At 59.4% G+C, this 13,207-nt stretch carries 16 protein-coding genes and 2 pseudogenes; 6 read left to right on the top strand and 12 right to left on the bottom strand.

Annotated features, from left to right (window positions below; translation table 11 throughout):
* Window positions 1-57: 57 nt before the first annotated feature.
* From hslV to B5M07_RS00575, 3 genes are read left to right on the top strand one after another with little or no spacing between them, the layout of a single operon-like run.
* Entirely contained in the window at window positions 58-618 is a 561-nt protein-coding gene (gene hslV, locus B5M07_RS00585; protein ID WP_067623712.1) for an ATP-dependent protease subunit HslV, read from the top strand.
* Entirely contained in the window at window positions 615-1,916 is a 1,302-nt protein-coding gene (gene hslU / locus B5M07_RS00580) for an ATP-dependent protease ATPase subunit HslU (protein WP_120349809.1), read from the top strand. Before hslV ends, hslU begins: the two co-directional genes overlap by 4 nt.
* Before the next feature lie 38 nt (window positions 1,917-1,954).
* Window positions 1,955-3,172, top strand: coding sequence for an MFS transporter (locus B5M07_RS00575; RefSeq protein ID WP_120349808.1), 1,218 nt, complete (start codon window positions 1,955-1,957; stop codon window positions 3,170-3,172).
* Here B5M07_RS00575 and B5M07_RS00570 read toward each other — a convergent pair.
* Genes B5M07_RS00570 through B5M07_RS00560 form a run of 3 tightly spaced genes read right to left on the bottom strand, consistent with a single transcriptional unit; the run spans window position 3,169 to window position 5,443 of the window.
* On the bottom strand, window positions 3,169-3,753 hold the full coding sequence (locus B5M07_RS00570; RefSeq protein ID WP_120349807.1) for a Smr/MutS family protein: 585 nt from the start codon (window positions 3,751-3,753) through the stop codon (window positions 3,169-3,171). The two genes, B5M07_RS00575 and B5M07_RS00570, sit on opposite strands and share 4 nt — an antisense overlap.
* Window positions 3,750-4,742, bottom strand: coding sequence for a murein transglycosylase A (mltA, locus tag B5M07_RS00565; RefSeq protein WP_067937393.1), 993 nt, complete (start codon window positions 4,740-4,742; stop codon window positions 3,750-3,752). The genes B5M07_RS00570 and mltA overlap by 4 nt, the downstream gene beginning before the upstream one ends.
* A gap of 41 nt (window positions 4,743-4,783) precedes the next feature.
* Window positions 4,784-5,443 (bottom strand): Tim44/TimA family putative adaptor protein, encoded by a 660-nt coding sequence (locus tag B5M07_RS00560; protein WP_120349806.1) that lies wholly within the window; start codon window positions 5,441-5,443, stop codon window positions 4,784-4,786.
* Between the two features lie 104 nt (window positions 5,444-5,547).
* Here B5M07_RS00560 and B5M07_RS00555 point away from each other — a divergent pair, with 104 nt between their 5' ends.
* The gene (locus tag B5M07_RS00555; protein WP_120349805.1) at window positions 5,548-6,051 is read left to right on the top strand and encodes an FxsA family protein; all 504 of its coding nucleotides are present in this window, start codon (window positions 5,548-5,550) and stop codon (window positions 6,049-6,051) included.
* Between the two features lie 65 nt (window positions 6,052-6,116).
* Window positions 6,117-6,599 carry a protein-export chaperone SecB gene (secB, locus tag B5M07_RS00550; protein WP_120349804.1) on the top strand — a complete coding sequence of 161 codons (483 nt, stop codon included), beginning with the start codon at window positions 6,117-6,119 and terminating at the stop codon, window positions 6,597-6,599.
* A gap of 3 nt (window positions 6,600-6,602) precedes the next feature.
* Here secB and B5M07_RS00545 read toward each other — a convergent pair.
* From B5M07_RS00545 to B5M07_RS00505, 9 genes and pseudogenes are all read right to left on the bottom strand, one after another.
* A pseudogene (locus B5M07_RS00545) lies at window positions 6,603-7,076 on the bottom strand (exonuclease domain-containing protein); the annotation flags it as partial.
* A gap of 64 nt (window positions 7,077-7,140) precedes the next feature.
* Window positions 7,141-7,470 carry a quaternary ammonium compound efflux SMR transporter SugE gene (gene sugE / locus B5M07_RS00540; RefSeq protein WP_017467358.1) on the bottom strand — a complete coding sequence of 110 codons (330 nt, stop codon included), beginning with the start codon at window positions 7,468-7,470 and terminating at the stop codon, window positions 7,141-7,143.
* Window positions 7,471-7,502: 32 nt separating this feature from the next.
* Complete coding sequence (tnpC, locus tag B5M07_RS00535; protein WP_065331082.1) at window positions 7,503-9,206, bottom strand: IS66 family transposase; 1,704 nt, start codon at window positions 9,204-9,206, stop codon at window positions 7,503-7,505.
* Between the two features lie 69 nt (window positions 9,207-9,275).
* On the bottom strand, window positions 9,276-9,623 hold the full coding sequence (gene tnpB / locus B5M07_RS00530) for an IS66 family insertion sequence element accessory protein TnpB (RefSeq protein ID WP_017467473.1): 348 nt from the start codon (window positions 9,621-9,623) through the stop codon (window positions 9,276-9,278).
* Window positions 9,620-9,985, bottom strand: a complete 366-nt coding sequence (gene tnpA, locus B5M07_RS00525; protein WP_065331083.1) for an IS66-like element accessory protein TnpA — start codon at window positions 9,983-9,985, stop codon at window positions 9,620-9,622. The genes tnpB and tnpA overlap by 4 nt, the downstream gene beginning before the upstream one ends.
* A gap of 98 nt (window positions 9,986-10,083) precedes the next feature.
* A pseudogene (locus tag B5M07_RS00520) lies at window positions 10,084-10,305 on the bottom strand (exonuclease domain-containing protein); the annotation flags it as partial.
* Window positions 10,298-10,888 carry a dephospho-CoA kinase gene (coaE, locus tag B5M07_RS00515; protein WP_120349803.1) on the bottom strand — a complete coding sequence of 197 codons (591 nt, stop codon included), beginning with the start codon at window positions 10,886-10,888 and terminating at the stop codon, window positions 10,298-10,300. The pseudogene B5M07_RS00520 and the gene coaE, both read right to left, overlap by 8 nt.
* On the bottom strand, window positions 10,888-11,721 hold the full coding sequence (locus B5M07_RS00510; protein ID WP_120349802.1) for a shikimate dehydrogenase: 834 nt from the start codon (window positions 11,719-11,721) through the stop codon (window positions 10,888-10,890). Before B5M07_RS00510 ends, coaE begins: the two co-directional genes overlap by 1 nt.
* Entirely contained in the window at window positions 11,718-12,317 is a 600-nt protein-coding gene (locus tag B5M07_RS00505) for a Maf family protein (RefSeq protein WP_120349801.1), read from the bottom strand. Before B5M07_RS00505 ends, B5M07_RS00510 begins: the two co-directional genes overlap by 4 nt.
* A 406-nt stretch (window positions 12,318-12,723) precedes the next feature.
* Between B5M07_RS00505 and B5M07_RS00500 the strand changes: the two genes are divergently transcribed.
* Window positions 12,724-13,173, top strand: a complete 450-nt coding sequence (locus B5M07_RS00500) for a CopD family protein (protein WP_120349800.1) — start codon at window positions 12,724-12,726, stop codon at window positions 13,171-13,173.
* The last annotated feature ends 34 nt before the right edge of the window (window positions 13,174-13,207 follow it).

Raw genomic sequence — 13,207 nt, 5'->3', positions numbered from 1 at the left:
GCCCTTGTCCTGCCCTGCCACGGGGGCCATATAGAGCGCCAAGCGACAGGAGGCCCCATGGCACAGAACGACGATTTCCCCGGTTGGCACGGGACCACGATCATTGGCGTCAAAAAAGGCGGCGAAGTGGTGATTGCCGGTGATGGACAGGTCAGCCTTGGCCAGACCGTGATCAAAGGCACCGCGCGCAAAGTGCGCAAGCTCAGCCCCGGCGGCTATGACGTTGTGGCGGGGTTTGCGGGGTCCACGGCAGATGCCTTTACCCTGCTGGAACGGTTGGAGGCCAAGCTCGAAGCGACACCGGGGCAATTGGCCCGCGCGAGTGTCGAATTGGCCAAGGACTGGCGCACCGACAAATACCTGCAAAAACTCGAAGCGATGCTGATCGTGACCGACGGGAAAGACCTGCTGGTCATCACCGGCGCAGGCGATGTGCTGGAGCCCGAACATGAGGTCGCGGCCATCGGGTCGGGCGGGAACTATGCCCTCGCCGCTGCGCGCGGCATGATGGACAGCGACCGCGACGCCGAAACCATTGCCCGTGATGCCATGGCGATCGCCGCCGACATCTGCGTCTACACCAACGGCAAACTCACCGTGGAGAAAATCACCGCATGACCGACCTGACCCCCCGCGAGATCGTATCCGAACTGGACCGTTATATCATCGGCCAGAATGACGCCAAACGCGCCGTTGCCGTGGCCCTGCGCAACCGGTGGCGCCGCAAGCAGCTAAGCGATGACCTGCGCGACGAAGTCTATCCCAAGAACATCTTGATGATCGGCCCCACCGGCGTTGGTAAGACCGAGATCAGCCGCCGTTTGGCCAAGTTGGCCCGTGCACCATTTATCAAGATCGAAGCGACGAAATTCACCGAAGTGGGCTATGTCGGCCGCGACGTGGAGCAGATCATCCGAGATCTTTTGGACAGCGCCATCGCCATGACCCGCGATTTCATGCGTGAAGACGTGAAAACCAAGGCCGAGCAGGCCGCCGAAGAGCGCGTGATCGACGCCATCGCTGGCACCGACGCCCGCGACGGCACGCGCGAGATGTTCCGCAAGAAGCTCCGCAGTGGTGAGTTGGACGACACGATGATCGAGCTTGAGGTCTCCGATACCTCCAGCCCCTTCCCAATGATGGACATTCCCGGCCAACAGGGCATGGGGATGATGAACCTTGGCGATATGTTTGGCAAAGCCATGGGGGGCCGCACCACCAAAAAACGCATGGCCGTGGCCGATAGCTATGAGGTGCTGGTCGGCGAAGAAGCCGACAAATTGCTGGACGATGAAGCCGTGAACCGCGCCGCCATCGAAGCGGTCGAGCAGAACGGCATTGTCTTTTTGGATGAGATCGACAAGGTCTGCGCCCGTTCCGATGCGCGGGGCGGTGATGTTTCACGTGAAGGGGTGCAGCGCGATCTGCTGCCGCTGATCGAAGGCACCGTGGTGTCGACGAAATACGGCACGGTGAAGACCGATCATATCCTCTTTATCGCTTCTGGTGCCTTCCACATCGCCAAACCGTCGGACCTGTTGCCCGAGCTTCAGGGCCGTCTGCCGATCCGCGTCGAACTGCGGGCGCTGACCGAGGGTGATTTCGTTCGCATCCTGACCGAGACCGACAATGCGCTGACGCGGCAATACACCGCCCTGATGGGAACCGAAGATCTGACCGTCACCTTCACCGAAGAGGGCATCGCAGCACTGGCCAAGATCGCGGCGGATGTGAACACCTCGGTCGAGAACATCGGCGCGCGGCGGCTTTATACGGTGATGGAACGGGTGTTCGAGGAGGTCTCCTTTGATGCGCCCGACCGGTCGGGGCAAGAGATCACGGTTGATGCCGACTTTGTCGAAAAGAACTTGGGCGAACTGACCCGCTCCACCGATCTAAGCCGCTACGTTCTTTAGGGCTTTCCTTTCCTCCATGCCCCGGCGATGAAAGGGGCATGGAATACCTCTCATTTTTGCGGCGCAACTGGTTGTTTCTGCTGGCCGGTTTCCTGCTGACATTCACCTCGTCCTATGGGCAAACCTATTTCATCTCGCTCTTTGCCGGGGCGGTGAAGGGCGACTTTGGCCTGAGTGATGGGCAATGGGGCGGCATCTATACCATCGGCACGACGCTTTCGGCAGTCACCATGGTCTGGGCCGGGGTGCTGACGGATCGTTTTCGTGTGCGGGCGCTGGCCTTTGGCGTGATGGTGGCGCTTGCTGGGGCCTGTTTGGCGATGGCGGCGGTGCCGAATTGGATCGCGCTGATCTTCGTTATCTATGCCTTGCGGCTGACCGGGCAGGGCATGATGTCTCAGCTTGGGCAGGTCGCCATGGTCCGCTGGTTTGAGGCATCGCGCGGCAAAGCGCTTTCGCTATCCTCTATGGGATTTGCGGCCGGTCAGGCATTTCTTCCGGTAATCTTTGTGGCGCTTTTCGCCAGCTTTCATTGGCGCAGCCTTTGGGTGCTGGCCGCCGGGCTGGTGCTGCTGACCATCCCGGTGATCCTGATGCTGCTGCGTCAAGAGCGCACCCCGCAGAGCATGGCGGATCAGGCGCAGCGCGCGGGCATGGAGGGGCGGCATTGGACGCGGGCAGAGATGTTCCGTTCGGGCCTGTTCTGGATGATCATCCCCCTCGCCATCGGCCCCGCCGCATGGGGCACCGCGCTGTTTTTCCAGCAGGTTCATCTGACCCAAGTGAAGGGCTGGGCCTTGGTCGAATTCGTGGCGCTCATGCCGGTCTACACGCTCTCGGCGGTAGCCTCGACCTTCCTTTCGGGTTGGGCGATTGACCGCTTTGGCGTCAGCCGCGTGGTGCCGGTGATGATGCTGCCCTTTGCCCTGTCATTCGCGGTGCTGGCCTATGCCGATACGCTGTGGATGGCTGGGATCGGCTTGGTGATTTTCGGCTTCGGGCAGGGCATGCAATCCACCGCCCCGGCGGCCTTTTGGGCCGAGTATTTCGGCACCCGCCATGTGGGGTCGATTAAAGCAGTCGCCGCGGCGCTGATGGTCTTTGGCTCGGCCATCGGGCCGGGGGTGACGGGTCTGTTCATCGACTTGGGCGTCGATTTCCCGGAGCAGATGTTGCCGATCGCGGTTTACTATCTGGTGGCGGCTGGTTTGGCCGCATGGGCGATCAGACGCTACAAACCCCTGCTGCGCGCCTAACGGTTGCGCCGGAGATAGACGTAATAGGCACCGCCGCCGCCGTGGCTGACATGAGCTTGCGCAATCTGAAGCACAAGGCTGCTGAGCGGTGGCATCGACAGCCATTGCGGCACCTGATGGCGCAGCACGCCGTCGCGCACCGGGATCGGCCCGCCTTCGTCACGGCGCTTGCCCTTGCCGGTGATGACCAGGACCAGCCGCTTGCCACGGGCATGGGCGTCCATGATGAAGCCATTCAGCGCCGGATGCGCGCGGTCGAGCGTCATGCCGTGAAGATCAATCCGGCCTTCGGGGCGCAGTTTGCCGCGCTTCAGCTTGCCGAAGGCTTTGTGATCCATCTGAACCGGGGCGGCTTTCATCTGTTCTGACAATGTCGGGCGCAAGTCATTGCTGCGTTTCTTCATGGTCGGCTGAGGCTTGTTGCCTTGGAGCGCGATTTTGGCCCGACGGACCTGCGGCGGGGCAGGGGCGGGCGCGTCGATCTCTTGCGTGAAAAGCTTGTTCAGCTCCAGCTTTTCTGTCCGCTCCGTGACCCTGCGCCAAAGCGCAAGATCGTCTTCGTTCAGGCGGCGGCGTTTCATATCGCGCTCTCCGGCAGGAAAGCATAGGCGCGTTGGATCGGCATCAAGACCATCATCCGCCCCGCGTCGCGCAGGCGACCTGCCTCGCGGCCTGCTTTGTCGCCGGTGCCAAAGAACACATCCGCACGCTGCGTGCCCTTGATGGCCGAGCCTGTATCCTGCGCGACCATCAAGCGCCGCATGGGTTTCTTGCCGTCTTTTTCGATCCAAACCGGCGCGCCAAGCGGCACATGCGACGGGTCCACCGCGATGCTGCGCAGCGTGGTGATGGAACGGTTCATCGCCCCAAGCGGCCCCTTGTCGGCAGGCACCCGGCTGACCTCTCGAAAGAAAACATAGGATGGATTGTGATAGAGCAATTCGCGGCCATCTTCGGGATTCCGGCGTACCCAATTCTTGATGACATCGGCGCTGACCTGATGCGCCTCATAGACCCCGCGCCGCACCAGTTCGACCCCGACAGAGCGGTAATCATGGCCATTCGCCCCGCGGTAGCCCACGCGCAGGTAGCTGCCATCGGGCAGGCGGATACGTCCAGAGCCTTGAATTTGCAAAAAGAAAAGCTCAACCGGGTCATCGACCCAAGCGATTTCCAATCCGCGGTCCCGCATCACGTCGCCATCTAGGATCTCACGTCTGGTAAGCCAGGGGCGGATCTCTTCGGCCTCGGGGGGCATGGCGTAGATGGGGTACTGAAACCGCGCAGAGGGGTAGAGATCACCGTCCAACTCAGGCTCGAAATACCCTGTGAACAGCCCATCTTTTCCGTCTTCCATCAACACGGGCCGGAAAAACAATTCGAAAAACTGCCGGGGGTCGGGGCCATCTTTGGCCAGCTTGCACAGCGCGCGCCAATCGACATCTTTCATGTCGCCGCAAGTGCTAGTGAACACCTCAAAGGCGGCGGCGTGGTCATCTTCGGCCCAGCCGTCAAGCTGGTCGAAATCCATCACCGTATAATGCACCTCTGCTGCGGACGGCGTGTTCATCGACACACCGCCCAACAGCGCAAGTGCGCCAAGCGCACGCACTACCCGTCTGTGGAAACCAACAGCCAATTCGGATCATCCGAGCCCATGACACGGGCGAAGACCCATGTATCTTTTTGGCGTTTGATTTCGTTGCTGCTGCCCTCGACAACCTCGCCTTCGCGGTTGCGTACTTCAGAGGTCAGCTCTCCCACGAAGCGAATGGTGAGTTCGGCTTCTTTGGTGGTCTCGTCCATCGTGGCGTCGACCAATTCCATCTCACGCACGCCGATAAAGTTGGCGTCGATCGTCAGACCTTGATCCTCGCGCGCCGCGACACCGTCAACAAAGCTTTCATAGACATCATCGGCCAGAAACGGCTGAATTTCTGCCAGATCGCCACGCTCGTAGCCCATGACGATCATCTCATAGGCACCGCGTGCGCCTTGCAGAAAATCGCTGACGCCGAACGAGGGCTCAACCCGTTTCATCTCGGCCAGTGCCTTGCCCGAGGGGCTGTCTTCGGGAACGTGGTCGGTGATATCGAGATCGGGGCCGCCTTCGATCACCTCAAACGCGGGGCCACTGCGGGCGCTTGGCGTTTGATCGGTTACCGGGGGCTTTTCAAAACCCTCGCGGGTGCCAAGCACGTTTTTCAGCCGCAGGATCAGGAATACGGCGATACCGGCAAGCACCAGAAGCTGTATCAGGGGAGAATTCATCGAAACCTCATTCAGGGGTGGCATGGAAACATGCGAGTTAAGCTCTTATGTAGGTGTTCGACCGGGGCAAGTCCACTCTGCCCCCAGCGAAAGGACCCCGCCACATGTGGCTATTGATCGCATTTATCGCCGTGCCTCTGATCGAGATCACGCTTTTCATCCAAGTCGGTGGCGCCATCGGCCTTGGCTGGACGCTGACCGTGGTGGTGCTGACCGCCGTTCTGGGCACATGGTTGGTGCGCTCTCAAGGGGCGCTGGCGCTTGGTCAATTGCGCAGTTCCTTCAATGACCTGCGCGACCCGACAGAGCCTTTGGTGCATGGCGCGATGATCCTGTTTTCCGGCGCGCTGCTGCTGACGCCGGGTTTTTTCACCGATGCTGTCGGCTTTGCTTTCCTGATCCCGCGCTTCCGGCAAGCGGCCTACAGCGCGATCCGCGACCGGGTGAAGGTCCAGAGCTTTGGCACCCCGGGCGGCATGGGCCCGCGCCCCGGCCCGCAGGGCAGACGCGACCCGCGCGGTCGCGGTGACGTGATCGATGGCGATTTCCATGAGATCTCCGAACAGCCGCGCCAGACCAAGGGCCCCTCGGGCTGGACTAAGGATTGAGCGGCCCGTGCCGACCTGCTAAGTCCGGATAGATTTAAGAAATTCACCACAACAGGACACAGAAAATGGCAGAAAACGAAACAGCGCAACCGAAACAGCCGCAGATGCGCGTGCTGGGCCAGTTCATCCGCGACATGTCGTTTGAGAACATCATGGCGCAAAAGGGCGCCCCTGCAGATGTGCAGCCCGATGTGCAGGTTCAGGTCAACCTCGACGCGAAAAAGCGTGGTGGGGAAAACCAGTATGAGACCGCGATCAAGCTGAACATCACCTCGAAAGCGAAAAACGGCGACGCGACGCTCTTCGTGCTGGAAATCGACTATGTCGGCATTTTCCAAGTCGAAAGCGTGCCTGAAGAGCAGATGCACCCCTATCTGCTGATCGAATGCCCGCGGATGATCTTCCCCTTCCTGCGCCGCATCGTCAGCGACGTGACCCGCGATGGTGGCTTCCCGCCGCTGAACCTTGAGAACATCGACTTCCTGTCGCTCTACCGCAACGAAGTTGCCCGCCGTCAGGCCGAGACCCCGCCAAAAGCCGACGCCTAAGCGTCAGCCAAGCTGTTTCCACAGCGCGTCGTCGCCCAGCTTGCCGACAAATTCGGCATGGGCGGCGGCTTCGGCCTCTGTCAGACGCGAGGGCAGAGGATTGGGCCGCGGTTTCGGGGTCCAGCGCGTGTCAGGCTCACCGGATTTCCGTTCGGGCGCCGATGACAGCGCAAAGTCGGGCTGCCGCCCCCCGATCAATTCCAGATAGACTTCGGCCAGAATCTCACTGTCGAGCAGGGCGCCGTGCAGCGTCCGCGAGGTATTGTCGATCCCGAAGCGACGGCAGAGCGCATCAAGCGACGCGGGCGAGCCGGGGAAGCGTTTGCGCGCAATTTCCAACGTATCAAGCGCCTGCTCCCATGGGATTTGAGGCAGACCCATCCAGCGCAGCTCGGCGTTCAGGAATTTAATGTCGAAGGCAGCGTTGTGAATGATCAGCTTGGACGTGCCAATAAAGTCGAGGAATGACTTGCCGATCGTAAGCATCCAGGGAAGCCCCTCTGCACTGTGATCATAGCAGCTCGTTGATTGTCATTCGGCGCTAATGATTGGCCGTGGTTCCGACCAGTTTCAGCCCAACAATCCCAGCAACAATCAAGAGAAGACAGGCGACACGAGCCAAGTCTTTTTGCTCTCCCAAGATGGTCATTCCAATAATAGCAACGCCCACAGCCCCAATACCTGCCCAAACGGCATATGCAGTACCTACGGGAATGTCTTTCATTGCTTCAGCCAAGAGCCAGAAGCTTGCGATCATTGCGAGCACGGTCAGGACAGATGGCTGAAGTTTCGTGAAGCCTTGAGTGTATTTCAGACCAATTACCCACCCACATTCAAGAAGACCCGCAAAGAACAAGTAAACCCAAGCCATTTTACCTCCATAGGCGTCAATGAAAAGTTTGATCAGGCGGCGTGTTGATCCCCGACCTCAGCATTCTGCGCGTTGATCATGCCCTGAGATGCCCAAGGTAGCAACAGGGGGATGCGATTGACGGGATGATCCTGGATGCGTTCGAGCACCCAAGCGAGCCAGGCTTCGGGATTGACGTTGTTCATCTTTGCGGTCTCGATGAGAGTATAGGCGATTGCTGCGGATTTGCCGCCTGCCTCTGACCCCATGAAGAGGTAGTTCTTTCTTCCAACGGCCACAGGACGCACTGCCCGCTCGGCTGTGTTATTGTCGATTTCCAAGAAGCCGTTGTCGAGATAAGGCCGTGCCTTTGGCAGGCGCGCGAGGGCATATCGGATGGCCTTAGCCAGTGGCGTCTTGCCGGAGATTTTACCCAACTGCTCCTTGAGCCAGATCTCCAGATCATCAAAGATGGGCTTGGCGAGTTCCTGACGCAGGGCCACGCGCTCATGGGGTGGTAGGAACCGTGCCTGTGTTTCAACGTCATAGAGCTTTCGAATGCGCAAGACCGCTTCGCCCGCCACAGGCAGCTTCAGGCTTTCATACAGGGCATAAAACTCCCGTCGCACATGGGCCATACAGGCCATCTCCTTGATGCGCCCCGTGCGGTAGGCATCGTTATAGCCTGCATAGGCGTCCGCATGGGCGTAGCCCGTGTAGGATTTGAGATGTTCGCTCGGGTGTTCCGCACCTCGGTTGGTGGAGAACTGATACCACACGGCGGGTGGCGCGGCCCCGGACCAGGCGCTCTCATCTCGGGCATAGACCCATAGCCGTGCGGTTTTGCTCTTGTTTTTGCCACGCCCTTTGCCCTTCTGGAGCAGCTTGACCGTGGTATCATCCATGAAGATGGCTTGTGCCTCAAACACATGGTCACGGATGGCATCTGCCACGCGTTCAAGCAGCTTGGTGCATTTGCCCACCCAGAGGGCCATGAGCGATCCGCTCAGGTCGATGCCTTCGTTCTCAAACATCTGGCTTTGGCGATAGAGCGGCAGGTGATAGCCGTATTTGCAGCACAGGATATGCGCCATCAGCGCGGGACCCACAAAGCTCTTGGGGATGGGGCGGCTTGGCATCTCCGCCTGAACCACCTTGTCACAGCAGCTACAGGCCAAACGCGGGCGGTTGATCTGATTGACGATGTAATGGCCTGGAACATATTCCAACTCTTCCAGAACATCTGTTCCCAGCTCCCTGAAGCGGCCACCACAGTCTTCACAGGTCTCACCGGGGGTGATGGTCTTCTTGACCCGCTTAAGCCCCTTTGGGAAAGGCTTGCGTTTGCGCGGGGTGCGCGGCGGCTTTGGGACGTCTGCCTCGGAAGACGTCTGGCCCTCACCATCACCTTCAGTCTCTGCGGCTTGCTCGATCTCCAACTCTTCGAGGATCAGTTCCAGCGCCAGTTGCGCGCTGCTTTCCGACTTTGACCCAAAGCGGTGCTTTTTGTGACCATGCAATTGCAAGCGCAGATCAGCAATGAGGGTATCTCGGCTCTGGATGGCCCGCGCATGGGCGGTGCGCTCGGCAGCAAGGGCGGCTTCCATCTCATCCTTGAGGCGTTTTTGGGCGGAGGCATGGCTCAACGATTGGCCCAACAACTCCGCATCCTTACGGGCCAGTTCCGCCGCTTGTGCGGCTACAAAGGCCTGCACGTCAGGTGGCAGATCAGCCAGATTTGGAGGGGTCTTACGCATGCCATTCCATAGCAAAATCGGACATCAGGGGGAATCCCAAAACAGCAAGAAAGCCCATAAAACATTGCCTCAGCCCACCATCGCGGGCCGCCATGTCTTCTGCGGCATGCGCCAGTCTATGCCTTCCATCAGCATGGCCAACTGCGCGCGGCTCAGGTTGATTTTACCCTCGCTGGCCGTGGGCCAGACAAACCGACCCCGCTCCAAGCGCTTGGTGAACAAGCATGCACCCTGACCGTCCCACCAGATCATCTTGATCTGATCACCTCGCCGTCCCCGGAACAAAAACAGATGGCCGGAATAGGGATCGCCCGCCAGAACCTGCGCGGTCTGTGCCGCCAGACCGTTGAACCCACGCCGCATGTCCGTCACACCCGCCGCCAGCCAGATCTTCGCATCCGCCAGAACAGGGATCATGCCGCCAGCCCCCGCGCCAGTTCCAGCACAAAGCCAGCATCAACCCCGTCGCTAACGCTCAGCTTGCGCCCATTCTCCAGCGTGATCTCTATCCGGGAGCTGGCTGTAGGCCGCGCTTCCGGCAGCATCGGTACTGCATCGTGATCGCCGCCTGAAATCTCAACAGGCATGAACCCGGCATCATCAGACCCATCGGGTTGAAACCTGTCATCGCTGCGCCACGAATAAATCCGGCTTGTCGGCACGCCATGACGGCGAGAAACCATCGGCACACTGACACCATCGGCTTGGCTCTCTGCCACCAACCGCCGCTTGAACTCATCCGAGTATTTGGAACCCCGCCCAACCCGCCGTTTACTCATCTCAAAACCCTCATATTGCGCCAGTCAAATCGCCAGCCTCGCGCAATAATCGCACCTCAAATCAGCCCAAAATAGAGGGGGTTCCCTTGATGCTTACTGCCGATCTGGGCAAACTTAGGTTTGTCGCGCAGGAAATCATCTCCCAGCCCGTGCACCTGAAAGGCTTCTTCCGGCATTCCGCGTTCAGGATTGATATATTGGTGGTAGGTCTCGCCCGTGGCCATATGGTTCATCAGCTCGACCGCACCGATTTCGACGATACGGTCGCCGCTTTCGGGGTCAAAGCCGGTGGTTTCGGTATCGAGCACGATTTCACGCATGACGCAGCTTTTCCCTAATGTCTCGGATCACATCCCGCACCTGCGCGCGGGCATGGTCGGGCGTGTCGGTCACTATCACATAGTCTGAACGGGCGCACTTCTCTTTGGCGGGCATCTGCTTGGCGCGGATGGCATCGAATTGCGCTTCGGTCATGGTGCCACGGGCAAGCACGCGGTCGCGTTGGACGGCGTCGGGGATAGTGACGCAGACCACCGCGTCCATCGCAGCGTCGCCGCCGGTTTCAAACAGCAACGGAATGTCGAGCACGGCAATGTCGCTATGAGCTTCGGCCAGAAATGTCGCCCGGTCTTGGGCCACCAGCGGATGTACGATGGACTCGATCCGGGGCAGGGCGGTGGGATCAGCGGCGATGATCTCTTTCAATGCGGCGCGAGAAACCGCGCCAGCCTCTATCGCCGTCGGAAACGCCGCCTGCATGGGCGCGACCGCCGCGCCCCCCTTTGCATAAAGCCGGTGCACCGCTGCATCGGCATCCCACACGGCGCAGCCTTCCTCGGCAAACATCTTTGCCGTAGTCGATTTGCCCATGCCGATCGACCCGGTCAGCCCGAGGTGAAACATCAGCGCAGCACCGCCGTGCGCGTGGCGCGGTCAACCTCTGGCCGCTGGCCGAACCAACGCTCAAACGCGGGCACCGCCTGATGCAATAACATGCCAAGGCCGTCGACCGTGACACAGCCCATTTCCTCGGCCGTTTCCAGCAGATGTGTCCGCAGCGGCGCATAAACGAGGTCCGTCACCACGGTGCCGGGGCGCAGCCCATCAAGCGGCACACGCAAAGCACCCTTGCCAATCATACCAAGCGATGTGGTGTTCACCACCAAGGCGGCATGATCAATCATATTGCCTGCCTGCATCCAATCGACGACTTTGACCCTGCTGCCAAAATCGCGCTGCAACTGCTCTGCCCGCACGCTGGTGCGGTTCGACAGGCAGATCTCAGGCACCCCAGCGTCCAAAAGCGACGAGACCACAGCGCGCGCCGCGCCGCCTGCACCCAAGATCGCCGCTGGTCCGGATTTTGGATCCCAATCGGGCGCACCGGCTTTGAGGTTTTCGATGAACCCATAGCCATCCGTATTATCCGCATGAATTTTGCCATCGGGACGAAAAATCAGCGTATTGGCAGCACCAATCAATGTGGCGCGGTCGGTGATGAGATCCGCGATCTTCATCACCGCCTCCTTATGGGGGATCGTCAGGTTTACCCCGACGAAACCCATCTTGGGCAGTGTCCGCAAAACCTGCTCCAGATCATCGGGCGCCACATCAAGCGGTACATAATGACCCGCGATGCCGTAGGTCTCTAGCCAATGGCGGTGCAGTTGCGGGGATTTGGAATGCGCGATGGGCGATCCGATCACACCGGCAAGGGGGATTTTGGACAGGCTCATGTCGTGAGGTCTCCGCGCAGCGTCAGGTAATTCAGCAGTTCAAGAAATGGCATACCGAGGACGTGAAAGTAATCCCCCTCAATCTGGCTGAATAGCCGCACACCTTCTTCTTCCAGCTTATAGCAGCCCACCGCGTGGCGGATGCTGTCCCAGTTCCGTTCGACGTAGTCCTTAATATAGGTGTCACTGGCGTCACGCATCCGCAGCCGCACTTGGCCGACATGCCGCCACAGCGGTTCACCATCTTCGTAGAGCACGGCGGCAGAGAGCAGCGAATGCCGATCCCCGCGCAATTGGTGAAGCTGCGCGATGGCCTCATCCCGATTACGCGGCTTGTGCAACATCTCTCCGCGATGCTCCAAGACCTGATCGCAGCCCAATACCAGCGCGCCGGGGTGTTTTTCGCTCACCTTGCGGGCCTTCATCTCGGCCAATGTATCGGCAATGTCGCGCGGTTTCGCCGCCTCTGCACACAGGGCAGCGGTGATCATCTCTTCGTCGACCCGCGCCGGGATCACCTCATGCGGGATCGCAGCCTGCGCCAAGAGTTTCGCGCGGATCTCCGAGCCGGAGGCGAGGACGATTTTCTGCGGCATGTGGATAACCCTGTGATGATCTGGCGCAAATCTTGAGGATTTGTTCTGCGAGATAAAAGTTGACAGCACAAGCCCGCAGATCTCGCCCCGAGTCGCGGTTTTTGTCGCCGATTCCCACCCCGATGGATAGGGATAAGCCGCTTGTGCGTATAACCACGGCACTTCACCGGTTATCCCCGCTTTGATACATTTTGTCCCCCGGAAAATACGCTGGCAAGATCCTGAGAAAGTTCAACATTCGCGAATCGGGGCGGGTTTATCCACAGGTGGCCGTGAAGTTTATTCACCTGTTGATAAGCGGCGGTATAAATCATTAATCCACAGGAATCCGGTTCCCTACAATCAACTACATCTTTTCTCTTTTCTTATTTATTAAGAAAGAAGCACGCACACCGGAGCCGTCCCCATGTTCGATCTTCTCAGCCTCGCTTATCCGTGGATCAAAGCGCTCCATATCGTGTCCGTCATCAGTTGGATGGCCGCGCTGTTCTATCTGCCGCGGCTCTTCGTGCATCATGTCGAACAGGCAGGCTCGGCAGGTCGGATGCATGAGACCTTCTCGATGATGGAATTTAAGCTCGCTCAGTTCATCATGCGCCCCGCGATGATGGCGACATGGGGTTTCGGCCTCGCCCTCGTTCTGACGCCCGGAATCGTGGATTGGACGATGATCTGGCCTTGGACCAAGGGTGCTAGCGTCGTCGCCATGACGATTTTCCACGTTTGGCTAAAAAAACAGGTCAAATCCGTCGAAAGCGGCGACAGCACAGTGACAGGCCGTCAGTTCCGCCTTTTGAACGAGGTGCCGACGCTTTTGATGATCGTGATCGTCTTCTCGGTCGTTGTGAAATTCTGAAGCAATTGACTCAAGCAGCCCCGTTGCCTATATC

It is taken from the genome of Sulfitobacter sp. D7 (assembly GCF_003611275.1).
Classification (GTDB): Bacteria; Pseudomonadota; Alphaproteobacteria; order Rhodobacterales; family Rhodobacteraceae; genus Sulfitobacter; species Sulfitobacter profundi.
This window is presented reverse-complemented; position numbering and strand designations above follow the sequence as displayed.